This window comes from Pseudolysinimonas sp. (genome assembly GCF_057350545.1).
Window position 1 is genome coordinate 41,052 of the sequence record NZ_JBMRCP010000044.1, and the last position, 24,438, is coordinate 65,489.

The 24,438-nt window shown below is 71.1% G+C and carries 24 protein-coding genes; 9 read left to right on the plus strand and 15 right to left on the minus strand.

The genetic code is table 11. The features are described from left to right. Positions 1–3: 3 nt before the first annotated feature. The 8 genes from ACO1X9_RS05825 to ACO1X9_RS05860 form a co-directional block, all read right to left on the minus strand. Entirely contained in the window at positions 4–996 is a 993-nt protein-coding gene (locus ACO1X9_RS05825; protein ID WP_486349887.1) for a zinc-binding dehydrogenase, read from the minus strand. Beyond that, a complete protein-coding gene (locus ACO1X9_RS05830; protein WP_486349888.1) occupies positions 993–2,114 on the minus strand; it encodes a Gfo/Idh/MocA family protein in 1,122 nt (373 codons plus the stop codon). Before ACO1X9_RS05830 ends, ACO1X9_RS05825 begins: the two co-directional genes overlap by 4 nt. Then, complete coding sequence (locus tag ACO1X9_RS05835; RefSeq protein ID WP_486349889.1) at positions 2,111–3,082, minus strand: ATP-binding cassette domain-containing protein; 972 nt, start codon at positions 3,080–3,082, stop codon at positions 2,111–2,113. Before ACO1X9_RS05835 ends, ACO1X9_RS05830 begins: the two co-directional genes overlap by 4 nt. After that, positions 3,079–4,017 carry an ABC transporter ATP-binding protein gene (locus tag ACO1X9_RS05840; protein ID WP_486349890.1) on the minus strand — a complete coding sequence of 313 codons (939 nt, stop codon included), beginning with the start codon at positions 4,015–4,017 and terminating at the stop codon, positions 3,079–3,081. The genes ACO1X9_RS05835 and ACO1X9_RS05840 overlap by 4 nt, the downstream gene beginning before the upstream one ends. 9 nt (positions 4,018–4,026) lie before the next feature. After that, positions 4,027–4,968, minus strand: coding sequence for an ABC transporter permease (locus tag ACO1X9_RS05845; RefSeq protein WP_486349891.1), 942 nt, complete (start codon positions 4,966–4,968; stop codon positions 4,027–4,029). Next, positions 4,965–5,924, minus strand: a complete 960-nt coding sequence (locus ACO1X9_RS05850; RefSeq protein ID WP_486349892.1) for an ABC transporter permease — start codon at positions 5,922–5,924, stop codon at positions 4,965–4,967. The genes ACO1X9_RS05845 and ACO1X9_RS05850 overlap by 4 nt, the downstream gene beginning before the upstream one ends. 67 nt (positions 5,925–5,991) lie before the next feature. After that, positions 5,992–7,569 (minus strand): ABC transporter substrate-binding protein, encoded by a 1,578-nt coding sequence (locus ACO1X9_RS05855; protein WP_486349893.1) that lies wholly within the window; start codon positions 7,567–7,569, stop codon positions 5,992–5,994. A gap of 58 nt (positions 7,570–7,627) precedes the next feature. Beyond that, a complete protein-coding gene (locus ACO1X9_RS05860; protein WP_486349894.1) occupies positions 7,628–8,344 on the minus strand; it encodes a cupin domain-containing protein in 717 nt (238 codons plus the stop codon). A 152-nt stretch (positions 8,345–8,496) separates the two neighbouring features. Here ACO1X9_RS05860 and ACO1X9_RS05865 point away from each other — a divergent pair, with 152 nt between their 5' ends. The 8 genes from ACO1X9_RS05865 (at position 8,497) to ACO1X9_RS05900 (ending at position 16,575) form a co-directional block, all read left to right on the plus strand. After that, positions 8,497–9,165, plus strand: a complete 669-nt coding sequence (locus tag ACO1X9_RS05865; protein WP_486349895.1) for a GntR family transcriptional regulator — start codon at positions 8,497–8,499, stop codon at positions 9,163–9,165. 70 nt (positions 9,166–9,235) lie between these two features. Further along, positions 9,236–10,462 (plus strand): Tm-1-like ATP-binding domain-containing protein, encoded by a 1,227-nt coding sequence (locus tag ACO1X9_RS05870; RefSeq protein ID WP_486349896.1) that lies wholly within the window; start codon positions 9,236–9,238, stop codon positions 10,460–10,462. Next, positions 10,459–11,295 carry a phosphoenolpyruvate hydrolase family protein gene (locus ACO1X9_RS05875; RefSeq protein WP_486349897.1) on the plus strand — a complete coding sequence of 279 codons (837 nt, stop codon included), beginning with the start codon at positions 10,459–10,461 and terminating at the stop codon, positions 11,293–11,295. Before ACO1X9_RS05870 ends, ACO1X9_RS05875 begins: the two co-directional genes overlap by 4 nt. Before the next feature lie 27 nt (positions 11,296–11,322). Continuing rightward, a complete protein-coding gene (locus ACO1X9_RS05880) occupies positions 11,323–12,183 on the plus strand; it encodes a phosphoenolpyruvate hydrolase family protein (protein WP_486349898.1) in 861 nt (286 codons plus the stop codon). A 15-nt stretch (positions 12,184–12,198) separates the two neighbouring features. Continuing rightward, entirely contained in the window at positions 12,199–12,945 is a 747-nt protein-coding gene (locus ACO1X9_RS05885; RefSeq protein WP_486349899.1) for a cupin domain-containing protein, read from the plus strand. Next, positions 12,942–13,958, plus strand: a complete 1,017-nt coding sequence (locus ACO1X9_RS05890; protein ID WP_486349900.1) for an aldo/keto reductase — start codon at positions 12,942–12,944, stop codon at positions 13,956–13,958. The genes ACO1X9_RS05885 and ACO1X9_RS05890 overlap by 4 nt, the downstream gene beginning before the upstream one ends. Next, on the plus strand, positions 13,955–14,971 hold the full coding sequence (locus ACO1X9_RS05895; RefSeq protein ID WP_486349901.1) for an aldo/keto reductase: 1,017 nt from the start codon (positions 13,955–13,957) through the stop codon (positions 14,969–14,971). The genes ACO1X9_RS05890 and ACO1X9_RS05895 overlap by 4 nt, the downstream gene beginning before the upstream one ends. Continuing rightward, positions 14,968–16,575, plus strand: coding sequence for a GMC family oxidoreductase (locus ACO1X9_RS05900; protein ID WP_486349902.1), 1,608 nt, complete (start codon positions 14,968–14,970; stop codon positions 16,573–16,575). The genes ACO1X9_RS05895 and ACO1X9_RS05900 overlap by 4 nt, the downstream gene beginning before the upstream one ends. A gap of 78 nt (positions 16,576–16,653) precedes the next feature. Here the strand turns inward: ACO1X9_RS05900 and ACO1X9_RS05905 are convergent, their stop codons facing one another. From ACO1X9_RS05905 to ACO1X9_RS05920, 4 genes are all read right to left on the minus strand, one after another. Further along, a complete protein-coding gene (locus tag ACO1X9_RS05905) occupies positions 16,654–17,307 on the minus strand; it encodes a GntR family transcriptional regulator (RefSeq protein ID WP_486349903.1) in 654 nt (217 codons plus the stop codon). A gap of 62 nt (positions 17,308–17,369) precedes the next feature. Further along, positions 17,370–18,797 carry an NAD-dependent succinate-semialdehyde dehydrogenase gene (locus ACO1X9_RS05910; protein WP_486349904.1) on the minus strand — a complete coding sequence of 476 codons (1,428 nt, stop codon included), beginning with the start codon at positions 18,795–18,797 and terminating at the stop codon, positions 17,370–17,372. Positions 18,798–18,838: 41 nt separating this feature from the next. Continuing rightward, complete coding sequence (locus tag ACO1X9_RS05915) at positions 18,839–20,077, minus strand: iron-containing alcohol dehydrogenase (protein WP_486349905.1); 1,239 nt, start codon at positions 20,075–20,077, stop codon at positions 18,839–18,841. After that, positions 20,074–21,111, minus strand: coding sequence for an Ldh family oxidoreductase (locus ACO1X9_RS05920; protein ID WP_486349906.1), 1,038 nt, complete (start codon positions 21,109–21,111; stop codon positions 20,074–20,076). Before ACO1X9_RS05920 ends, ACO1X9_RS05915 begins: the two co-directional genes overlap by 4 nt. A 67-nt stretch (positions 21,112–21,178) precedes the next feature. On the opposite strand from ACO1X9_RS05920, the gene ACO1X9_RS05925 reads away from it, so the two are divergent. After that, positions 21,179–21,952, plus strand: a complete 774-nt coding sequence (locus ACO1X9_RS05925) for an IclR family transcriptional regulator (RefSeq protein WP_486349907.1) — start codon at positions 21,179–21,181, stop codon at positions 21,950–21,952. 22 nt (positions 21,953–21,974) lie between these two features. Here the strand turns inward: ACO1X9_RS05925 and ACO1X9_RS05930 are convergent, their stop codons facing one another. From ACO1X9_RS05930 to ACO1X9_RS05940, 3 genes are read right to left on the minus strand one after another with little or no spacing between them, the layout of a single operon-like run. Next, positions 21,975–22,961, minus strand: a complete 987-nt coding sequence (locus tag ACO1X9_RS05930) for a phosphatidate cytidylyltransferase (protein ID WP_486349908.1) — start codon at positions 22,959–22,961, stop codon at positions 21,975–21,977. Beyond that, a complete protein-coding gene (gene frr, locus ACO1X9_RS05935; protein WP_486349909.1) occupies positions 22,961–23,518 on the minus strand; it encodes a ribosome recycling factor in 558 nt (185 codons plus the stop codon). The genes ACO1X9_RS05930 and frr overlap by 1 nt, the downstream gene beginning before the upstream one ends. Positions 23,519–23,570: 52 nt before the next feature. Then, a complete protein-coding gene (locus ACO1X9_RS05940) occupies positions 23,571–24,434 on the minus strand; it encodes an EamA family transporter (protein WP_486349910.1) in 864 nt (287 codons plus the stop codon). Positions 24,435–24,438 lie beyond the last annotated feature (4 nt).

Below are 24,438 nucleotides of genomic sequence, written 5' to 3' on the forward strand. Positions count from 1 at the left end.
CGCTTACGCGCCGATCTCGATCGTGAGCTTCACGTGGCCGTGCCCTTGGTCGCGCGCGACGGCCATCGCCTCGGGCGCGTCCTCGAGCGCGTAGCTCTTGGTGAGGCAGTAGCTCACGTCGATGGACCCCTCGTGGATGTGGCGGATCGCGTCGCGGAACGCGACGAGGCCCGGCTCGGCCTGCGTGCCGCCGGCCCACTGGATGCGGGCGATCTTGCGGAACGCCTCGAACATCGGGAACGGCACGTCGCCGAGCTTCTCGGGGAAGCCGAAGAAGCCGACCGTGCCGAGCACGCGCACCGCACGGATCGTGTCGGCGCGCGCCACGTCGTAGCCCGCGGCCTCGATGACGAGGTCGGCACCTAAGCCGTTCGTCGCTCCGTGCACGGCGTCGACGATCGACTCCTGTGGGGCGAGCACCGTCTCGGCGCCGAGCGAGGCGGCGACCTTGAGGCGGTCTTCGTTGAGGTCGGAGACCAGGATGCGCTCGAAGCCGAGCTGCTTCGCCTGCTGCAGGAAGAACAGCCCGGCGCTGCCGGCGCCGAGGATCGCCGCCGTGCCGTTCGTCATCCCGGTGTTGCCGGCCTGCGGCCAGAACAGCCGCATCGAGTAGAGCGTCGTGCCGTACTGCTGCGCCATGAGGATCGCGGCCTCGTCGACGCCGTCCGGCAGCTCGACGACCTGCGACTCGTGGATCGCCTGGTACTCGGCGAAACAGCCGCCGATGTTGCCGACCGGCACCGTGAGCACGGTCTGGCCCACGCGGAAGCGGTCGGACTTCGACTCGACGACGACGCCGACGCCCTCGTGCCCCGGGTAGCCCGGCTTGCCGAGACCCGCGGGGTTGTGGAAGCCGTGGTACACCGAGTGCACATCCGACCCGCAGATCGAGGCGCGCGACATCTTCACGACGAGGTCGCCGGGATGCTGCGCGACCGGCTCGGGGAAGTCGCCGACCTCCACGCGGTTCGGCTCGGGGACGAAGGCGGCTCTCATGGGTGTACTCCAGCGGTAGCGGATGCGGACGCGTGGTGGTCGAGGACGTGCCGGTCCAACAGGGTGTCGTACGCGGCGGCGTCGAGCGGGAGGGCGACGGGGGCCTTGCGCTCGGAGGACAGGATGATCGCGGCCGTGAGGTCGAGCGCGGGGAGCGCGTCCTCGGCGGTGGCGCGCGGTGCGCGGCCCTCGGCGAGCGCCGCGAAGAGGTCGGCGTAGATCTCGGCATGCGTCCCGCCGCCGCCCGTCTGAACGCGGGTCTCGCCGCGCTCGAAGGCCGCGAACGGGTCACCTGGAGCGTGCGAGAAGTCGGCGAAGTCCTCGGGATGCCGGGTCACCTCGAGCCCGCCGGGCAGGATGCGCAGGCTCCCCCGCGAGCCGTGCAGCTCGATGCGGTTGGGCGGGTCGCTCGCGGCGCTCGTGACGTGCACCGAGCCCGTGGCGCCGCCCTCCCACGACAGCAGCGCCTCGACGGTGTCCTCGGTCTCGATCGGCAGCACGCGGGTGCGCGCGACGCCGAACGCCTCCGCGGGCGCGCCGACGACGTGCACGAGGGTGTCGAGGTCGTGCTGACCCTGGTTGAGCAGCACACCGCCGCCTTCGCCTGCCCACGTGCCGCGCCACGGGGCGGCCGAGTAGTACGACGCCTTCTTCGGGTAGGTCGCGACGACGACGGCACGGTGCAGCTCGCCGATGCCGCCCGACGCGACGATCGCGCGCGCGGCGACGACCTCCTCGCGGAACCGGTGCTGCAGGGCGACGGCCGCGACGCGACCCGCGGCCCGCGCGGCGTCGACGATGCGCCGCGCCTCGCTCGGACGTGCGGCGAGCGGCTTCTCGACGAGCACGTGCATCCCGGCCGCGAGCGCCCGCTCGGCGAGTTCGGCGTGCAGCGGATGCGGGCTCGCGATGACCGCGAGGTCGGCGTCGAGGGCGAGCAGCTCATCGAGGGTGTCGACGACCGGCCACCCGCGGGAGGACCCGACGGCCTCGGCGCCGGGCCGATGCAGGTCGTAGAGCCCCACCACGTCGGCGCCGAGCGCGTCGAGAGCGGGCGCGTGCGCCGCGCCGAAGATGTGGGAACCCGCGGCGATCACGACGACGCGCGGGGCGTTCACGTCCGAGTCCCGGCGATGTCGAGGAACGCGTCGCGCGCGGCCTCGCTCACCGCGGCGTAGTGGCCGGGCGCGACCTCGATGAGCGGATGGTCGACCGTCGCCCAGTCGTCGTCGACGACGGCGGGCTCGACGCCGAGCACGGCGGGGCGCTCGTCGGCGTCGATGACCGGCACGGCATCCAGAAGCCTGCGCGTGTAGGGATGCGCGGGCGTCGCGTACACCTGCTCGGCGGCCCCGATCTCGACGATCTTGCCGCGGTACATGACGGCGATCCTGTCGCTCACGATGCGCACGACGGCGAGGTCGTGCGAGATGAAGATGAGCGAGAGGTCGTTCTGCTCGCGGATGTCCTGGAGCACGTTGAGCACGCGCGCCTGCACCGACACGTCGAGCGAGGCGACGGGCTCGTCGCAGACGATGAGCCGGGGTCCGACCGCGAGAGCGCGGGCGATCGACAGTCGCTGGCACTGGCCGCCGGAGAACTCGTGCGGGCGACGGTCGCCGATCAGCTCGAGACTCATCCCGACCTGCTCGAGCACCTCGGAGGTGCGCGCGCGACGCTGCGCCGCCGGCACGCCCTGGATGGCGAGGCCTTCGGCGACGACATCCACGACCTTGCGCCGCGGGTTGAACGACGAGAGCGCGTCCTGGAACACCATCTGCAGCTTGCGGCGAGCCTTCCGCAGCCGAGCGCCCCGCATCCCGCGCAGTTCCTCGCCGTCGAACAGCACCGAGCCGCGCTGGCCGGGCGGCAACTGGAGCACGGCACGCCCGGTCGTCGTCTTGCCGCAGCCGGACTCGCCGACGATGCCCAGGGTCTCCCCCGGCAGCACGTCGAAGGTCACTCCGCGCACGGCGTGCACCGGTCCGGAGGCCGTGCGGAACGTGCACTCGAGGTCGGTGACCGTGAGCAGGGCGTCGTCGCGCAGCCATCCCGCCGCGGTCGCCTCGGTCGACGTGATCGTCATCGCTCCGCTCCCACCGCGCTCATCCAGCGCTGCCTGTCTTCCGACTCCGCCGCGGCCGCGTCGGGTCGCGGGTCGAAGACGCTCGGCGGTGCGCCGGACATCGTCGACAGCCGCGTGTGCGCCGCCATGTCGAGCCGCGGGATCGCCCGCCGGAGCGCGTCGACGTAGGGGTGGGTGTCGCCCTGGAACAGCTCGGTCGTCGGCCGCTGCTCGACGACGCGTCCGGCGTACATGACGATGACCTCGTCGGTGCGCCCCATGACGACCGAGAGGTCGTGACTGACGAGGATCATGGCCATCCGCCGTGTCGCCTGCAGCTCCTGGAGGAGGTCGAGGATCTGCTTCTGGATCGTCACGTCGAGCGCCGTCGTCGCCTCGTCGGCGATGAGCAGCTCGGGCTCGCACGTGAGCGCCATCGCGATCATGACACGCTGGCGCATGCCGCCCGAGAACTGGTGCGGGTAGTCGCCGAGGCGCCGCGCCGCGTCGGGCACGCCCACCTGGTCGAGGAGGTCGGCCGCGAGGTCGCGCGCCTCGCGCTTCGACAGACCGAGGTGGAAGCGGCTCGCCTCCGCCATCTGCACGCCGATCGGCACGACGGGGTTGAGCGAGGTCATCGGGTTCTGGAAGACGACTCCCGTGCGCCGACCGAGGAACCGCGCGCGCTCGGCGGCGGGCAGCGCGAGCACGTCGGTGCCGTCGAACCGCACGTCACCGGTGACCCGCGCCTTCGGCGGCAGCAGCCCGAGCACGCTCTTGAGCAGCATCGACTTGCCGGAGCCCGACTCGCCGACGATGCCGAGCGTGCGTCCGTGCGGCACGTCGAGGTCGACCCCGCGGAGCACATAGGCGACGCCCGTGGGCGCCAGGATCTCGCAGCGCAGGTCGCGCACGGTGAGCAGCGTCGGCGGCGCGACGGTGGGGTCGGGGGTCATCTCCACTCCTCAGATCTGGGCGTCGCGGCGGTCGGTGCGGCTGCCGAGGTAGTCGCCGACGGCGTTGAACGAGAACACGGTGAGGAACAGCGTCGCGACGGGCGCCACGATCACGACGGGGAAGCGCCGGATGACGTCGGCGCCGGCCGCGATCATGCCGCCCCAGCTCGGATTCGGGGCCGGGATGCCGTAGCCCAGGAACGACAGCGAACCCTCGACGACGACGAGCACGGCCATCGAGATCGGGATCACGGCGGCGAGCGTCGGGATGAGATTGGGCAGGATCTCGCGCAGCAGGATGCGCGCATCGGTCGCGCCGAGAGATCGGGCAGCGAGTACGTACTCCCGTTGCGCGTTCGAGAGCACGGCGCCCTTCGTGACGCGGATGTACAGGTCGGCGATGAGGATGCCGAGCGACACCGTGATGCCCCACAGCGACGCACCCACGGCCGCGACGAGCGCGAGGAGCATGATGAGCGGCGGGAGGGCCGAGAGCGAGTTCGCGATGATCGTGCCGACGCCCTCCCAGACGCCGCGGTAGTACCCGGCGAGCATGCCGACGACGAGACCGATCCCGAGGCCGATGAGCGTCGAGACCACGGCGATCGTGAGCGAGATGCGCGCGCCGTAGATGATGCGCGCGAGGTTGCTGCGCCCGACCGAGTCGGTGCCGAGCAGACCGCCGAGGCTCGATGCGTCGGGTCCTTGCGCGAACGTGCCGATCTTCTCGGCGTAGCCCGGCAGTCCGGGGATGAAGTCGGCGAAGATCGCGGCGAGCACGAGCAGGGTGAGCCACGTCACGCCGATGACGAAGAACACCTTGCCGCGGCGCGTGGCCCGCTTCCGACGGGTGGTGAGCCAGCCGAACGGCCCACCGGGCGCGGGCGTGACGGCGGGGAGGAAGGCGGTCGCGGGCGCGGACGGCGCCGGCGCCTGGTCGGGGCGGCTCACTTCACGCTCACTCTCGGGTCGATCCAGGCGTAGGCGAGGTCGACGAGGATGAACAGCACGACGTAGATCGCGACGCCGAGGGCGACGATCCCCTGCAGCATGTTCATGTCCTTGATCGACACCGCGGCGATCGACTCGCCGCCGATGCCCGGGATGGAGAAGAAGGCCTCGACGATCACGGCGCCGCCGAGCAGTCGCCCGACCGCCACACCGAACAGGGTCACGAGCGACGTGAGCGACGGCCGCAGCACGTGGCGCGGCGCGATCGTGCGCCACTTCGGCAGGCCTTTGGCGCGCGCGACGAGCACGAAGTCCTCGCGCAAGGTCGTCGCGAGGTCGCTGCGCATGACGCGGTAGAAGAACGCCGCCTCGTAGAGGGCGAGCGAGAGGGCGGGGAGGAAGGCGTAGCGGAGGTTGTCGGCGAGTCCGTCGCCGATCGGCACCCAGCCGGTCGCCGGGAAGGCGCGGAGCCAGACGGTGAAGACGAGGGAGACGAGCACGACGGAGACGAACGACGGGATGCTGAGCATCGCCGAGCTCACGACGTTGAGGACGCGGTCGAGCCAGCCGCCCTGCTTGAGGGCGGTGACGAGAGCGAGCGGGATCGACACGACGAGCGCGAGGAGCAGCGCGAGGCCGGCGAGCTCGAGCGTGACGACGAGGCGACGGCCGAGCACGTCGGTCACCGGCTCGCGCGTGAAGAGGGTCGACCCGAGGTCGAACTGGGTGAAGAGACCGGCGATCCAGTTGCCGTACCGCTCGAGGGGCGGCAGGTCGTAACCGAACCGCGCGTTGATGGCGGCGACGGCATCCGGCGTGGCCTGGTCGCCGAGGATCACCTGGCCGGGCGATCCCGGCATCAGCTCGGCGAGCATCGCGACGGCGAAGGTCACGATGAAGAACACCGGGATGCCGTAGAGGAGACGGATCCCGACGGCTCTGAGCACGGCGGTCATGGTGGCGCTTTCGTGGGAAGGGAGGGTGACCGGAGGGGGCGCGTGCCGCGCCCCCTCCGGTCAAGGATCACTCGTCGAGATCGGTGCGGTAGAGGTTCTCGGTCAGCAGCATGCCGCGTCCGATCGCCTCGAAGCCGGCGATGTCCACGCCGTGGAAGAACAGCCGCTCGTCGATGCCGAAGACCACGAACGGGATGTCCGTGCTGTAGGTCTCCTGCACCGGCCCGAACGCCGCCACGAGCTCGTCGCTCGACATGGCCTCACGGGCGGCGTCGAGGGCGTCACTCATCTCATCCGAGTCGTACTGTGCGATGTTCTCGCCGCCCTCGAACAGCGCCGTCATCGAGACCGGCGCGTTGTTGAGGTCGTAGATCCCCGGGTAGAAGGTGATGTCGAAGTCGTGGTTCACGCGTGCGGCGTTCGCCCAGTCGGTCAGGGCGACCTGCTCGAGCTGGACATCGAACCCGACCTCCTGCAGGTTGATCTGCAGCAGCTCGGCGGCACGCACCAGCTCGGGCACCGCGGCGACGAGCACCTTGATGCTCGTGTCGACGCCGTCGGCCTTGAGCTCGTCGACGAGCGCGGTCGCGCCCTCGATGTCACCCGACGCGAGGTCGTACTGCGCGTCGTAGAGCTGCGACGACTCCGGGAACAGCCCCGACCAGCCGGAGGCGCTCGGGTCCTGCGTGAGCGTCTGCGTGAGTTCGGTCGGGTCGATCGACAGCGCGGCGGCCTCGCGGGCACGCACGTCGTCGAACGGCGCGACCTCGTTGTTGAAGATGAACATGCGCAGACCACCCGACTCGACGCCGTACGACGCGCAGCACGGGTCGTCGATCACGTCGAGGATCGCGAAGCGGTAGTTGTTCATGATGTCCGCGCCACCCTGGGTGACGGTCGTCACACGCTGCGCGGGGTCGGCGATCACCGTGAAGTTGAGCTCATCCAGGTAGGGCTTGCCCTCGAGGAAGTAGTCGGGGTTGCGCGACATCTCCTCGCCGATCGCCGGGTCCCAGCTGTCGAGCACGAACGGGCCGGCTCCGACGGGCTCGGTGTAGTCCGCGCCCTGCTCTTCGAGAGCCACGGGGCTCGCGATGTAGGAGAGCTGCTCGGCGACCTGACGGTCGAACACGGGGTTGGCCTCGGCGAGCGTGACGGTCACCGTGAGGCCGTCGGCCTCGATGGTCTCCATCTGGCCGGCGATCGCCTTGAGCGCCGAGCCTTCGCCCTGGGCGCGCTCCCAGTTGTACTTCACCGCTTCGGCGTCGTACGGGGTGCCGTCGGTGAACGTGATGCCTTCGTTGATCTCGAGCGTCCACTCGACGAAGTCGTCGGTCGTGATGCTCTTGGCCATGAGCGGCGTGACGGCGCTCTGGCTGTCGACGTAGAGCAGCGCGCCGTAGAGCGCGAGCAGCCTGTCGGTGCCGATGCCGGGGATGGTCGGCAGCACGGCGACGATCGGGTCCCACGACGCCATCGTTCCGGCCGAGACGATCGTGACGCTGCCGCCCTGGGCGGGCTGACCGTCACCTCCGTCGCCTCCGTTGTCGGTGGGCGAGCACGCCGCGAGCGCGGCGGCCGTGGCGAGCGCGGCGGCGCCGGCGAGAATACTCCGCAGCCTCCGCGACTTCTTCGTTGAAGCCATTTCGATTCCTCTCATCCGTGGTGCAGGTGGGGTGGTGGTGAGCTGGTGGGGCGCGGGGTCAACCGCGGGTCGGCACGGGGTCGCCGTGGTGGGTGCGCCAGAGGTGGCCGTCGCGGCACTCCCCCTCGAGCTGGGTCGCGAAGCCGATGCCCTCGAAGACCTCGGGCGGGTCGACGACGCCGTGCTCCTCACCCATGCCGGCGGCGAGGATCATGCCGGGCTTGAACTCGACATCCTCGCCCCGGTACTTGAGCGTGAAGTGGCCGCGGAAGACGAACCAGTACTCGTCGCCGTCGTGGTAGTGGTAGTCGCACGGTCGCGACGGGCCGAAGTTGAAGATCGCGGTGCGGATCGCCTGCGACCAGTGGCCGGCGATGCGGGCGACCTCGGTCGCACCGCGGTGCCCCTCGGGGCCGGGGTTCAGGTTGTTGCGGATGATGCCGCCGCTCGCGGGCACGTCGACCCACTGCATCTTGTTGAGCGTGACGCGACCGTGCTCGGACTCGAAGACCGCCTGTCCGTTGAGCACGACGAGGCGCTCGCGCGGGGTCGTCGGCGTCAGGCGGCGGGCGTTCGCGATGTCGTGCGCCGTGTGCAGGCTGTTCTCGGGGTCCGTCACCGGATCGGGCAGCTCGGACGCCGGCGGGAGGATCTCCTCGCCCTCGGCGATGCGGTCGGATCCGCCGAGCACGAAGAACTCGACGTCGTCGATGTCCACCCAGGACTCGGAGGCGGGTCGGTTCTTGAGCGCGGTGCGGTCGGCGTAGACGGGCACGGTTCGCAGCCTCCTCGGTGCAAGCGCCCAGCGGGGTTCCCGGGCGTCGTTTCGAGCAGCATAGGTCGGCCTCGCACACATCGTCAAACAAATTGTTGAAAATCCCGCCGAGGGGATGTCGGGAGCGCACCGGGCACGATAGGTTGCATCCCATGAACGCCGCACCGGCGCAGGCCCGCCTCCTCGACGCCATCCGAGGCGACCTCCTGAGTTCCCATTTCGCCCCGGGCGACCGGCTCGTCGAGATCGACCTCGCGGCGCGCTACGGTGCGCCGCGCGCCGCCGTCCGCACCGCGCTCATCACGCTCTCCGCCGAGGGCCTGGTCGAACGGCAACCGCATCGCGGGGCGAGCGTCCGCGCCCTCACGATCGACGAGGGCGTCGAGATCGCGGAGATCCGCCGAGAGCTCGAGGCGCTCTGCTCGCACCATGCCGCGGAGGTCTCCACGGCGACGGAACGGGCGGAATTGCTGGGATTGGTGGAGGCGATGCGCTTCGCCACCGAGAAGAACGCGATCTCCGACTACCGCGAGCTGAGCGTGCGATTCCACGAGCGGATCGCCGACATCGCCGACCACGAGACGGCGCGCAAGTTCCTGCGCGAGATCCGCAACCACAACCTCGCCATCCACTTCCCCGCCGCGTTCGACAGCGACAGCACGGGCGACTCGTTCGAGCAGCATGTCGCGATCGCGCGGGCGATCGCCGCAGGTGACGCGGGTGCTGCGGGCGACCTCATGCGAGAGCACGTCACGCAGGTCGTCCGCCTGTTGGAGGAGTACGCCGCCGCCCGTCCGGAGCCGCTCGTCGCCACGGCGTGATCGGGTCTTCAACAACAATGTTGACAATCCTGCCGACCCGTCGTAGCTTGCTTCTGAACGAAGGAGCAGCATGGACGAGGGAGTCCGGGGGAACCGCGCGGCGACGCGCCGGATCGCGATCCTGGCCACGCTCGACACGAAGGGCGCCGAGGCCGACCTCCTCGCCCGGGCGGTGAGAGCTCGCGGCCACGAGGCCGTGCTCTTCGACTTCTCCCTCCCGGCACCCGGCGACATGCCTGCCGACGTGACGCGGGCCGACATCGCTCGCGCCGCCGGCGAGGACCACGTCGCGGGCGAAGACCGCATGGTCGCCATGGCGCGTGTCGCCCGCGGCGCCGCGAAGCTCCTCGCCGACGCCGTCGCCGAGGGAACCCTGCACGGCGTCGTCGGACTCGGCGGCGGCACCGGCTCGTGGATGGCCGCGAACGCCGTGAAGGAACTCCCGCTCGGCTTCCCCAAGCTCGTCGTCACGACCTTCGTGCACGGCGACGGCGCGAACGACGTCGCCATCCTGCCCACGGTCGCCGACATCGCGGGCGTCAACCGCATCCTCGGACCCATCCTGGTCAATGCCGCCGGCGCGATCTGCGGGATGGCGGAGCAGCCCCCCGTCGACTTCCCGGTGAAGCGCGCCACGGTCGCGATGACGATGTTCGGCGTCACGACGACCGGTGGCGACGTGCTGCGCCAGACGCTCGAGGCCGCCGGTGTCGAAGTGGTCGTGTTCCACGCCACCGGGGCGGGGGGCCTCGCGATGGAGCGTCTCGCCCGCGAAGGCCGCTTCGACGCGATCGTCGACTGGACGCTCTCCGAGATCACCGACCACCTCGTCGGCGGCATCTGCACCGCCGGACCGACGCGGCTCGACGCGGCCGCCGAGCTCGGCCTCCCCCAAGTGCTCGTGCCCGGCGCCGTCGACGTCATCAACGTGCACCTGCCGATCCCCGAGAAGTTCGCCGGTCGCGTGCACCACATGCACCTGCCGACCGTGCCGCTCATCCGGGCGAGCGTCGAGGAGAACGCCGAGGTCGGCGCCTTCGTGGCCCACAAGCTCGCGCGCGCGACGGGACCTGCGACGGTCATCGTGCCGCGCGGCGGCTTCTCGTCCCTCGACCACGAGGGCGGGGAGTTCTGGGAACCCGAGGCCACGGCGGCCTTCGAGTCCGCCGTCCGCGCGGGGCTGCCCGCGAGCATCCCGGTCGTTCCGAGCGACCTGCACATCAACGACCCGGCGTTCGCACGCGAGGTGGCACACGCCGTGCTCGCCCTGCTGCCGGCCAACCAGGAGACCCCATGACCGAGACCCAGCGTCCCTTCACGCGCGCCCAGATCCTCGAACGCCTGCGCGGCCAGCTCGCCCAGGGCAAGCCGATCGTCGGTGCGGGCTCGAGCTCCGGCCTGATCGCGAAGTCGGCCGCCGCCGGCGGTGCGGACATCATCATCGTCTACAACACGGGCCGCACCCGCCTGATGGGCCTCGCGACGAGCCACCTGCTCAACCACGCCAACCCGACGACGCTCGCGATGTACCGCGAGATCGCGAACGTCGTGACCGACACCCCGATCGTCGGCGGTGCCGAGGCGCAGGACCCGACCTATTGGAACGACCTCGGCCGCCTCGTCGACGACTACCGCACCACGGGCTACGACGGTCTCATCAACTTCCCGACGTCGTTCCGCTCGCAGGACCGCAACGACGTCGGCCTCGGCCTTCCGCTCGACTTCGACATGGTGCGGATCGCGCGCGAGAAGGACTACTTCACGATCTGCTACGGCTACACGGCCGAGCAGACGCAGGGCCTCGCCGCGGCAGGCGCCGACGTCGTCGTGCCCCACGCGGGGTGGACGACGGGCGGCCTCGCCGGCGCGAAGGAGAGCGCGATGTCGCTGCAGGAGAGCTGCGACCACGTGCAGAAGCTCATCGAACTCGCCCGCGCCGAGAACCCCGACGTCATCTGCCTCGCGCACGGCGGCCCGCTGTCGTCGCCGGAGGACCTCCAGTACCTCTACGACAACACCGACGCCCAGGGCTTCCTCGGGGCCTCGAGCGCCGAGCGCATCCCCGTCGAGCGCGCCATCGTCGAGACCGTCGGGGCCTTCAAGTCCTACGCCCCCCGCGTCGTCGCCTGACGTCGCGGCCGAAACCGGAGAGACACCATGCCCGCATCCGTCGCCGCACGGACCTTCACCCGCGCCGAGATCCTCGCGCGGCTCGCCTCTACTCTCAGCCGCCGAGAGCCCATCGTGGCCGCGGGTGCGGGTGTCGGCATCGTCGCGAAGTGCGCCGAGATCGGCGGTGCCGACCTCATCGTGCTGCACGCCAACAGCCGCTCGCGCAACCTCGGCGTGCCGACCACGATCTACATCGGCAACCCGATCGACATGACGCTCGCGATGTTCCCCGAGATCGACAACGTCGTGGACCGCACCCCCATCATCGCGGGCCTCGACGCGACCGACGGGCAGCGCCGCCGTCTGGGCGCCGTCGTCGAGCGCTACGCCGAACTGGGCATCAACGGCATCGACAACTTCCCGAGCGCCTTCGCCGCGAGCGACTACTGGGCGAGGGCCCGCAACGACGTCGGCATGGGCTCCAACCGGGAGGTCGAGCTCATGGGCCTCGCGCGCGAGCACGATTTGCTCGCGATGGGCCAGAGCTACAACGCCGCCTTCGCCGAAGAGCTCGCCGCCGGGGGCGCCGACGTCATCGTCGCCCGCTGCGGCCTCACCCACGGCGGGATGGTCGGCCCCTCCCCCGACGCCCCCAGCAGCCTCAGCCTCGAGCGCGCGACCGAGCACGTCCAGGAGATCCTCGAGGCCGCCCGTCGGGGCAACCCCGACGTCATCGTGCTCGCCCACGGCGGACCGTTCGCCCGCCCCGCCGACACCGAGTACCTCTACGCCAACTCCGACGTGCAGGGCATCCTCGGCGAGTCGGCGATCGAGCGCATCCCGGTCGAGGAGTACGTGAAGGCCGAGATCGAGTCCTTCAAGAGCCCCGTTCTGCGAAACAAGTAAGGAAGAACACCCACCATGCCGCTCTACACGCGCGAGACCCTCAAGACCAAGAAGCTCCCCTGGGTCGAGATCGACGACTTCGAGTTCTTCCACCTCGGCCGCCAGATGCCCGCCAAGGCGGGGACGGTGAACGACCACGCGATCACCGACGACGGCACGGGCCACGTGCCCTACTGGGGCTACTACCAGGACCGGCCGCTCGGGTCGAGCCGACGCATCGAGCCGACGACGCCGAAGGACCGCATCGTCGTCGTCTCCGGCGTCGTTCAGGTCGAGACCGAGTTCGGCCGCACGACCCTCAACAAGCGCGACTACTTCGACATCCCCGCGAGCGGAGCCACGCTCACCAACACGGGCACCTCGATGGCCGAGATCGGCCGCGTCATGGGCCACTGGGAGCACTCGGTGCGCAGCGAGATCTGCATGTTCGACCCCGAGCACCCGTGCGACACCCACTACCACGACGGCGACGAGTACTGGGTCATCTTCCGGGGCCACTTCACGCTCGACTACCACGGTCGCAAGATCAAGGTCGGCCCGGGCACGCTCATGGCCGCGGGCAAGGGGTACGAGCACGGCGCCGAGAACGTCGAGGAGACGATGAACGGCCTCGTCATCGCGATGCCGCTCGAGGACGCGCAGCGTGACGGCCACCTCAACCGCGAGCGCCAGGGCGCGCCGACGCCGGGCCGCGAGGTGCCGCAGGAGGTCTGGGACGAGATCGACGCCCACGTCGCCGCCGGCACGGAGTTCGGCAAGTGAGCACGACCGCGAAGGTTCCGCACGTCGCCCTCGGGTCGACGGGCATCGAGGTCAGCAAGCTCGCGCTCGGCACGTGGGGCATCGGCAAGGCCGCCCCCGACGCGAGCATGGGCGACGACGACCAGCTCATCGTGGAGGTGCTCGAGGCGTCGTTCGCCGCGGGCATCAACTACCTCGACTCCGCCGAGATGTACCAGAACGAGGAGCGCCTCGGGCGCCTGCTCACGCAGGTGTCGAACGTGCCGTCCGACCTCGTGATCGCGTCGAAGTTCGGCCGCGACGACTTCACGGGCGACTCGTTCCGCCGTTCGGTCGAGCGTTCGCTGCGCGAGTTGAACCTCGAGAAGCTCCCGCTCATGCTCATCCACGACCCCCGCGGCGAGGAGGACATGGCCGTCGCGCTCGGCAAGGGCGGCGCCGTCGAGGCGCTGCGCAAGCTGCAGGACGAGGGCCTCGTCGGAGCGATCGGCGTCGCGACCGGCACCCTGCCGCCCCTGCAGCAGGCGGTCGACAGCGGCGAGTTCGACGTCATCCAGTTCCCCCGCCTCTACACCCTCGTGCTGCGCGCCGCGAAGACCTCGGGACTGCTCGAGAAGGCGAAGGCGAAGGGGATGGGCACGATGCTCGCCGCCCCGTTCACGGGCAACATCCTCGCCACGGGCGTGCGCGGCGTCGACAATCCCCTCTACGCGTACTGGCCCGCCCAGCCCGAGGTGGTCGAGGCCGTGGGACGGATGCAGGACCGCGCCGACGAACTCGGCATCACGATCGCGCAGGCGGGGGGCGCCTACGTCGCGACCGAGCCGCTGCTCGACCTCGTCGTGCAGGGTGTGCGTTCACCGCGCGAGCTCGAGATGAACGTCGAGTCGCTGCACCTCGGAATCTCGCGCGCCGACCTCGAGTCGATCGCCGAGGCCGGCACGGTCGACGAACGTCTCATGGGCGGCCCCGACTTCGTCTGGCCGTTCCCGAAGGACCGCGTGCCCGAGCAGCTGAAGGATGTCGTGAAGTGACGCTCCCCCGCACCACCCTCGGCCGCACCGGGATCGAGACCGCGCGTCTCGGCCTCGGGCTCTGGGGCATGGGCAATCCTGCCGCTCCGCCGTCGTTCAAGGTCGACGACGACGAGACGCTGCTCGAGCTGCTGCGCACGGCGTTCGCGGCCGGCATCACGCTGCTCGACTCGGCCGAGGTGTACGCGAACGAGGAGCGCCTCGGCGGCCTCATCGCCCTGCTCGGCGCACCGGACGGCCTCGTGGTGTCGACGAAGTTCGGCCACGGGAAGGGCTTCACGCCCGCGCAGATCCGCGACAGCGTCGACCGCAGTCTCGCCGCCTTCGGCCTCGACAGCATCCCGCTGTTCATGGTGCATGACCCGCGCACGCAGGCCGACATGGACGCGATCGAGGGCGACCTCGGCACGCTCGCCGAACTGCGACGCCTTCAGGATGCCGGCAAGATCGGGCACCTCGGCGTCGCGACCGGCACCCTCCCGGCACTCCAGGCCGCCGTTGCGAGCGACGCCTGGGACGTCATCCAGTTCCCGCGTCTCTACACGCTCCTCAACCAACAGGCCGCCGTCACGGGACTGCTCGAGGACGCCAAGGAGAAGGGGATCGGGACGATCCTCACGTCGCCGTTCGCGGGCAATCTGCTCGGCACGGGCGTGGACGGGGTGGAGCAGCCGCTCCACTCGGCATGGCCCGCCGAGCCCGAAGTGATCGAGGCCGTCGGTCGGATGCAGGCCGAGGCGGATGCGCGGGGCATCCCGCTCGCGGAAGCCGCCGTCGCGTTCCCCCTCACGAACGACCTCGTCGACGTCGTCGTGTTCGGCGCGCAGACCGTCGCGGAACTCGAGCAGGACCTCGCCGCCGTCCAGCGCGGCTACGACCCCGACGACCTCCGTGCGATCGCCGCCGCGGGTGCGATCGACCCGTACTGGGTGGGCGGCCCCGACTTCCTCTGGCCGTTCCCCGAGGAGCGGATGCCCGAGGCGATCAAGCAGGCGCTGGCCGCCAAGAAGTGACCCACCCTCGGTGGTCGAGTAGCCCGCGCAGCGGGCGTGTCGAGACCCGCGGCGCCGACTACGTCGTCGTCGGCGCCGGCTCGGCGGGCGCCGCCCTGGCGGGCCGCCTCGCCGAGCGCGGCGCCGACGTGCTGCTCGTCGAAGCGGGGCGCGACTGGCTGTCGGAGGAGGCGCCGCACGACGTGCGCTTCCCGCCGCCGGACGTCTTCGCGTGGAAGGTCGGCGGCCGCGTCCCGACCGACTTCGTCGATCCCGGCGTGCGGGTGCGCCGCTGGGCGGACGGCGACCCCGAACCGTACGTGCGCGGGCGCGGCCTCGGCGGCACCTCGTCGATCAACGGGCTGGTCGTCATCCGCCCGCCCCTCGAGGAGTTCGACGCGTGGGCTGCCGCGGGCTGCTCCGGCTGGGGCGCCACCGACGTGCTCCCCCTCTTCGCGCGCCTCGAGGACGACCTCGAGTACGGCGACGAGGCGTATCACGGCCGCGGCGGCCCGACGCCGATCGTGCGGCGCGAGGACGCCGCCTGGGGTGCGGGCGACCGCATCCTCGCCGACGCCGCCGTCGCCGCGGGGCACGCCTGGGAACCCGACCACAACAAGCCCGGAGCGTTCGGCGTCTCGCGCACGGCGCTCAACATCCGCCTCGGCGTGCGGTGGACGACGAACGACGGCTACCTCGAGCCGCACCGCTACCGGGGCAACCTCCGCATCCTCGGTGACGCACTCGTCGACCGCGTGCTCGTCACCGACGGACGGGCGACCGGTGTCGTCGTGCGCCGCGGGGGCGAGGAGCTCGTGATCGACGCGGGCACCGTCGTGCTCGCCGCGGGGGCCGCCTCCTCCCCCGGCATCCTCCAGCGCTCGGGTGTCGGGCCGCGTCCGCTGCTCGACCGCCACGGCATCCCCGTCGTCGCCGACCTCCCCGTCGGCATCGGCATGCAGGACCACCTGGGGCTCTGGGTCGCGCTCGAGCTCGCCGAGAGCGAGGGGCAGGCCCGCAACGGCGCCCGCGGCAACGTGACCGTGCGCTACACCTCCGGCACCCCGGAGTTCGACTCGGGCGACCTGCTCATCGTCGCCGCGAACCCGCTCGCCGACGATCCCGGCACGGTCGCGATGGGCGTGAAGCTCGGCCAGGTGCACTCGCGCGGATCGTTCGAGATCGTCTCCTCGGATCCCGAGTCGCCCGCCGACATCTCCCTCGGGCTCCTGAGCGATCCCCGCGACCGCGTGCTCGCGCGACGGGCGGTGAGGGATGCCGTGGCGATGTTCTCCTCGGATGCCGTGGCGAGTCGGGTGCGTGCGATCCGCGACCGCGAGGGCCGCGTCATCGACCCCGGGATGTCGGATGCCGAGCTCGATGCCTTCCTCCGCGAGGTCGCCCGCGACACCTCGCACCTGTCGAGCGGGGCGCGGATGGGTGATCCTGCGGCGTCGACGACCGTCGTGGACGCCCACGGCCGGGTGCTCGGCGTGGACGGCCTCGTCGTCGCCGACCTGTCGATCTGCCCGTGGGTGCCGCGTGCCAACACCCACCTCACGGCGATCATGATCGGCGAGCGCATCGCCGACCTCCTGCTGCCGCTGCCTTCGGGGGTCGAGTAGCGCCCGCAGGGCGCGTGTCGAGACCTGCCGCGACGAGGTCTCGACACGCGGCTGCGCCGCTACTCGACCACCGAGTCGTTACGTGGCGACGGCACCCTCGATGGGGCGGCCGTCGCGGATCGCCCGCAACGCGTCGAGCACGTGGTCGCGGTGCGTGACCGTCGCCGCGTGGGCCGCGTCGGCATCCTGCGCCACCACGGCATCCACGATTCGCTCGTACTCGTGCATCGACGCGACGCGACGCTGCGGGATCATGAACGGGAACGGATTCGGCGAGCTCTGCGCGTACAGCCGCTCGATGATGCCGGTCGCGGTGGTCTGGCCGCTCATCTCGCGGATGACCGCGAAGATGCGGGCGTTCATGGCGACGTACCGCTCGGGTTCGTTGCGGTCGACGGCGGCCCGCAGCTCGGCGAGCAGTTCGCGCAGCTCCTCGCGCTGCGCCTCGCTCCCGCGCAGCGCGGCCTTGCCCGCGCACATCGCCTGCAGCGAGAGACGGGTCTCGGTGATCTCGATGGCCTCGTCGATCGAGATCGATCGCACGCGCGCGCCGCGGTTGGGGGTGCGTTCGACGACACCCTCCGCCGCGAGCTCCATGAGAGCCGCCCGCACGGCCGAGCGCTTCACCCCGTAGGCGTCGGCGAGGTCGGCCTCGACGAGACGCTCACGCGGGTGGAAGCGCCCGGCGCGGATGTCCTCGCGCAGGCGCTCCGCGACGGCGAGGGCTCTCATGCCCTCATTCTCCCTGGTCGCGGAGCGCTTTCGCGGGAGGTCGCGGTCTAGCGCAGCATCCGCTAGGGCACCATCCCGATGTACTTCTCCTCGAGGTACTCCAGGATGCCCTCGCTCGAACCCTCGCGGCCGAGTCCCGACTGCTTCGTGCCGCCGAACGGTGCGGCGGGGTCGGAGAGCACGCCCTTGTTGACGCCGACCATCCCGGCGTCGATCTTGAGCGCCGTGCGGAGTGCGAGCGACTCCTCGCCGAAGACGTAGCCGATGAGGCCGTAGATCGAGTCGTTGGCCATGCGGATCATCTCGTCGACGTCGTCGACCTTCACGACGGCGGTGACCGGCCCGAAGATCTCGGTCTGATTGATCGTCGAGCCGTGCTTCACGCCCGTGACGACGGTGGCGGGGTAGAACGCGCCCGTGTCGCTCTTCTCGCCACCGAGGGTCACGGTGGCGCCTTCCGCGACGGCGGTCTCGACGAGCTCCGCCACCTTGTCGCGCTCGTCGAGCGACACGAGGGCGCCGAGCGTGTTCTCCTTCTCGAGTCCGGGGCCGTTCTTCACCTCGCGCAGCTTCTCGGTGAACTTCGCGACGAACTCGTCGTGCACGCTGCTGTGCACGTAGAACCGGTTGGCGGCCGTGCAGGCCGAGCCGCCGTTGCGCATCTTCGCGAGCATCGCACCCTCGACGGCGACGTCGAGGTCGGCGCCCGGGAGCACGAGGAACGGCGCGTTGCCGCCGAGCTCCATCGACGTCGACACGACGGTATCGGCGGCCTCGTGGAGCAGCATCCGTCCCACCTCGGTCGAGCCGGTGAACGACATCTTGCGCACCGCGGGGTGGTGCATCATCTTCGAGATCGCCGGTCCGGTCGGCTTCGGCGTGACAAGGTTGACGACGCCCTTCGGCACGCCCGCACGCGCGAGGGCGTCGACGACGTAGGCGGCAGTGAGCGGCGTCTCGCTCGCGGGCTTGAGGATGGTCGTGCAGCCTGCGGCGAGGGCCGGCGCGAGCTTGCGGGTCGCCATCGCGGCGGGGAAGTTCCACGGCGTGATGAGCAGCGAGACGCCGATCGGCTGGCGGGTCACGACGATGCGGGTCGCGCCGCTCGGAGAGAGGCGGAAGTCGCCCGGGATGCGCACGGCCTCCTCGGCGAACCAGCGGAAGAACTCGGTCGCGTAGCCCGCCTCGGCCATCGCGTCACCCCACGACTTGCCGTTCTCGCGCACCATGATCTCGGCGAAGTGCTCCTTCTCCGCCGTCAGGATGTCGAACGCGCGGCGCAGGATCTCGCTGCGTTCGCGCGGAGGGGTCGCCGCCCACGCGGGGAACGCAGCCTCGGCGGCCTCGATCGCGGCGGTGCAGTCGTCGTCGGTCGCGATCGCGAAGTCGGCGATCGTGGAGCCGTCGGCGGGGTCGATCACGGGGAAGGTCTTCCCCTCGGCCCCGGCGCGCCATTCGCCGTCGATGAAGAGGTCGGAGATGTAGTCCATGGATGTCTTTCTGGGTGTGGTGGTGAGCGGGAGCGGGAGGGTCAGGCGAGGCGCGAGCGGTCGCCGTCGAACGCGGCGTCGAGGATGCGCTCGAGCAGGTCGGGGGTCGCCTCGCGGGAGGCGAGCGCGACGAGCCGCGTGACGCCGGCGGCGAGCTCGGCGATGCGCGGCAGTTGCGCGCGTTCGAGCCCGATGTCGGCGAGGGAGGCGGGCAGCTCGATCTCGACCGTGATCGCGGCGAGCCTGTCGATCGCCGCCTGGGCGTCGTCGCGTGCGGTCGCGCGGCCGCCGACGCCGAGGGCGTCGGCCATGAGCGCGAGACGATCCACCGTCTGATCGAAGCACGCCTGGAGCACGTACGGCAGCATGAGCCCGGTGCCGAGCCCGTGCGGCGTGTGGGTGAGGGCTCCGATCGGATACTGCAGCGCGTGGGACAGGTGCGTTCCCCCGGAGCCGAACGCCATCCCGCCCAGGAGGCTGCCCCACGCCATGCGCTCGCGCGCCTCGACGTCGGAGCCGTCTTTCACGGCGCGCGGCAGGGCGTCGCCCATCGCGCGGAGTCCGTCGAGCCCCAGGAGCGACGACATCCGGTTGCGGCCGACGAAGATCGGCAGCTGACTCGACCAGTCGGGCTCGCGCTCGACGGCGGTGAACGACTCGGCGCAGTGCACGATCGCGTCGATGCCCGAGTAGGCCGTGACGGAGGCCGGGGCGCCCATCGTGAGGTCGGGGTCGACGATCGCGACGCGCGGGATGAGCGTCGCGTCGGAGACGCCCACCTTGAGTTCGCGGTCGGGATCGGAGACGACGGCGACCGGGGTCGCCTCGGAGCCGGTGCCCGCCGTCGTCGGCACGGCGACGATCGGCAGCACCGCACCTGTCACCTTGTTCTCGCCGTAGTAGTCGGCGAGCGGCCCCGGCTGCGAGAGCAGGAGCGCGACGAGCTTGCCGAGGTCGAGCGCCGAACCGCCGCCGTACGCGACGACGACGTCGGGCCGCGCGGCACGGGCCGCCTCGGCCGCGGCGACGACGCTCGCGACGGGGAGTTCCGGGATGACCTCGGAGTGCACGTGCACCGTCACCCCGGCGGCGTCGAGCGCCGCGAGCGCACCCGCGAACGCGGGCGTGCTGCTCAGGAAGGGGTCGACGACGACGAGCGCGCGCGAGCCGAGCCGGGCGACCGCCGGGGCGAGCGACGCGAGAGCGCCGCGACCGAAGTGCACGGCGTCGGGCGCCCGCAGGATCCCGATCGGGTCCGCGGGTGGGTGGGAGTGGTTCATGGGGAGGCACCGTTCCGAAGAGCGAGCGCCCGCTCCCAGACGGCCGCGTCGAGGGGGATGCCGGCGGTGATCCGCGCGGCACGTTCGGCGCGGGCACGATCGCCGGGGACGGCGACCGGAGTCGACCCCCCGCTCGCGCGCACCGCGTCGAAGTACTGGGTGAGACCGGCGAGCGATCCCGTGGAACCGAGGGCGTCGAGCGAGAACACGACGAAGAGGTCGCCCTTGCTCGGCGGGTGCTCGACGTCGAGCGTGCCGTGCACGTCGCGTCCGAACGCCGACCCGGCGAGCACGCCGACGAGCGCCTCGAAGGCGAGTCCGAGCGCGTAGCCCTTCGGCCCGCCGAACGGCGCGATCGCCCCCTGCGCGGCGGCGGCGGCATCCGTCGTGGCGTTGCCGTCGGCGTCGATCGCCCAGCCGAGCGGGATCGGCACGCCGCGGTCGCGGTGGTCGATGATCTTGCCCATCGACACCTCGGCGGTCGACATGTCGAGGATGAACGGTTCAGCGAGGGTCGGGATGCCGACGCCGATCGGGTTCGTACCCACCATCGCGGTCGCACCGCCCCACGGGTGCACGAGCGCTTCGCTCACGGTGAGGGCCACCCCGGCATTGCCGGTCGCGACGATGCGTTCGAGGTAGGGGGCGAGCATCCCGACGTGCCCGGCGTTGCGGATGCTCGCCATCGCGAGGCCGGTCGTCGCGGCGCGTTCGAGGATCAGGTCGAGGGCGCGGTGAGCGGCGACGGGTCCGAGTGCGCGGCGGCCGTCGACGACGAGGCCTGCGTCGGTGCGCCAGTCGAGTCCGAGCTCGACACCCGAGACGGTGACGCCGGCGAGCAACCGGCCGACGAGCACGGGAAGCCGTCGGATGCCGTGCGAGGCGTGTCCGCGGAGGTCGCCCTCGACGAGGGTCGCGGCCTGCAGTTCGGCGTCGTCGGCTGTCGCACCATGCCGGACGAGGGCCTCGGCGATGACGGCGTGCTCCTCCTCGGGGCTCACCACCACAGTCGAGACCGCATCGGTCGCTCGCACGTCATCCACCTCCGCCCTCGTCCGCATGATGCTCTCGCATCGTGTCACCGGGGTAGGCTGACGAGCCATGGAACGTCCCGCGCAGCAGGACGCCGCGTCGGACCCGCCCTCGGCCGTCCGCAAGGCGCTCGGACTGCTCGACGCCTTCACCCCGCGCACGCCCGAGCTCAGCATCCGCGAGCTCTCGCGCATCTCCGGCGTCGCGCGCTCGACCACCCATCGGCTCGTCGGAGAGCTGCTCGAGTGGGGTGCGCTCGAACGCACGACGGGCGGCGTGCGGCTCGGCGTGAAGCTGTTCGAACTCGGCAGCATGGCGCCGACGTCGGTCACGCTGCGCGAGGCGGCCCTGCCGTTCGCCCATCACCTGCACGAGGTGACGCAGCTCACCGTCAACGTCGCCATCCGCGACGGGCGCGAGATCGTCTACGTCGACAAGATCAGCTCGCGCGCGCTGCGAGTGCCGCACTCGCGTCAGGGCGGCCGCAACCCGCTGCACGCGACGGGCCTCGGCAAGGCGATCCTCGCCTTCAGCGACGCCGGAGCACTCGAGGAGCTGCTCGCCGCACCGCTCGAGGCGGTGACCCCCAAGACGATCGTCGACGCGGGCGCGCTGCGAGCAGAACTCGCCCGGGTGCGCGAGCGTCGCATCGCCTACGACGTCGAGGAGTCGCGGCTCGGGCTGTTCTGCGTCGCCGCGCCGATCCTCGATCCACGCGGCCGGGCGCTCGGCGCGATCTCGGTGACCGGGGCGACGGCGCTCGACCAGGCGGAGCGCTTCGCCCCCGCGGTGAGCACGACGGCGCTGGCCGTCGCCGGAGCGCTGCGTCCGCGTCGGCCCTGACCCGCGCGAGGCGGATGCGGGCCTACGCCGCACCCAGACTCGACACGACGAGGAAGATGACGTAGGCGACGGCCGCCGACGGGAGGATCGAGTCGAGCCGGTCGAGGAAGCCGCCGTGACCCGGCAGCATCGACGAGATGTCCTTGATGCCCAGGTCGCGCTTGATGAGCGACTCGGTGAGATCGCCGATCGTGCCGACGAGGGCGAGCAACGGGCCGAGGATGAAACCGAGCCACCACGGCTGTCCGAGCATGAGCCAGGCGAGCAGCACACCTGCGATCGTCGCGACGACGATCGACCCGAGGAAGCCCTCCCAGGTCTTGCCGGGACTGATGAGCGGCGCGAGCTTGTGCTTGCCGAAGGCGAGTCCCGACGCGTACGCGCCGACGTCGGTCACGACGACGATGATGATCGCCGCGAGCGTCCACCACTGCCCGCCGGGCAGGCCTGCGAGCACGACGTAGAGGCCCGCGAGGAAGGTCACGTAGACCTGCACGAGCGCACCCGCGCCGATGTCGGCGAACAGCGAGCGGGCATCCGTGTTGTGACTCGGCCGGAACTGCTCGCCGAGCCGCCACAGCGTGATGAGCACGACCGCGGCGAGCACCGCGAGCCAGAGCCCGTCGACGCCGAAGAAGAACGCCGCGGGCACGGTCGCGACGGCGACGACGGTCGAGGCGACGCGCGGAACGTCCCGCCCGGCGAAGCGCAGCGCGCTCGCGAACTCGAACACCGTGAGCCCGATGAGCGCCGCGGCGAGGATCATGAACAGCCACGTGAACACCAGCAGGCTCACCAGGAAGAGCGCGCCGAGCACGAGCCCGATGCCGATCGCCGCGAGCAGGTTGCGACCGACCCGCCGGTTGATCGCCTCGTTCGCGTGGTCGAACTGGGCGCGCGCCTCCTGACCGGCGTGGGCGAGGTCGTCGAGAGGGTTGTGCCTCTTGGCCGGCTCGGTCGCGGCGGCGGCGCGCTCGGGCGTGGACGCCCCGTCGTCGGTCTCGGCCATCAGACCTCGAGCAGCTCGGCTTCCTTGCGCTTGAGTGCCTCATCGATCGCGTCGATGTGGTTCTTGGTGACGACGTCGAGCTCCTTCTCGGCCCGCGAGATGTCGTCTTCGGAGACCTCCTTGAGGAGGGCGTCGAGGTCGTCCTTCGCCTTGCGGCGCACGTTGCGGATGGCGACCTTGGCGTCTTCGCCCTTGCCGCGCGCGATCTTGACGTACTCCTTGCGACGGTCTTCCGTGAGCTCGGGGATCGTCACCCGGATGATCGAGCCGTCGTTGGTCGGCGTCGCGCCGAGGTTCGGGAAGTTGACGATGGCGCGCTCGATCTCTTTCAGCGCCGCCTTGTCGTACGGCGTCACGATGAGGGTGCGCGCCTCGGGGTTCTGCAGGCTCGCGAGCTGGGCGAGCGGCGTCGGCGTGCCGTAGTAGTCGACCGGGATCTTCTGGAAGAGCGCGGGGTTGATGCGACCTGTGCGCACCGTCGCGAAGTCTTCTTTGGCGACCTCGACGGCCCGGTTCATCTTGTCGCGGGCCTCGGCCAGCACGTCGGCGATCGCCATGGGTGCACTCCTTCGCTTCCGAAGAACGAGCTTAGGGCCCCTCGGCTGGGATTCAGCGCGAAGCGGCGAGGAGCGCGACCCCGAGCAGCACGATCGCCGCCCCACCCAGCCGCGTGGCGGGGTGAGGCTCCTTGAACAGCAGCCACCCGGCGAGCGCGACGAAGACGACGCTGATCTCCCGCGCGGGCGCGACGATCGAGATCGGCGCGAGCTGCATCGCGAACAGGATGAGGATGTACGACAGCGTCGAGAGCACCGCGACGACGAGCACCTCGCGGCCGTGCCGGCGCAGCACCTGCCGCACGGTGCTCCACCGCCGCACCGCGTAGGGGGCGAGCAGCACCGCCTCGACCGCGGTGGTGCCGGCGTTGAGCAGGATCGGCGAGAGTGCGAGCGCGGTGACGGCGTGCGCATCCCACAGCGTGTAGGCGGCGATGACGACGCCGATGAGCAGCCCCCACCCGACGCCCGCCCGCGCCGTGACCCAGCGGGAGCGCCCGCCGGCGAGGCCGATCACCACGACGCCGACGACGACCGAGGCCGCCCCGAGCAGGCCGGTCGGGCCGGGCCGCTCGGAGAACAGCACGATCGCCACGAGCACCGTCAGCAGCGGCCCGGTGCCGCGGGCGAGCGGGTAGACGACCGACACGTCCCCCGCGCGGTATCCCGCCTGGAGCGACAGGAAGTAGAGCGCCTGGAGCGCACCGCTCACGACGACCGCGAGCGCGAGCTCCGGCCATGAGGGCGGGTCGAGCAGCGCGACGACGATCGCGACCGGCAGCAGCAGGACCGCCGCCGCGACCGCGGTGAGCCACACGAACGCCGGACCGCTGACCGCGGCACGTTTGACGACGAGGTTCCAGGCCGCGTGCGCGAGACCGCCGGCGAGGATGAGGAGGACGACGAGCGCCGACACCCGC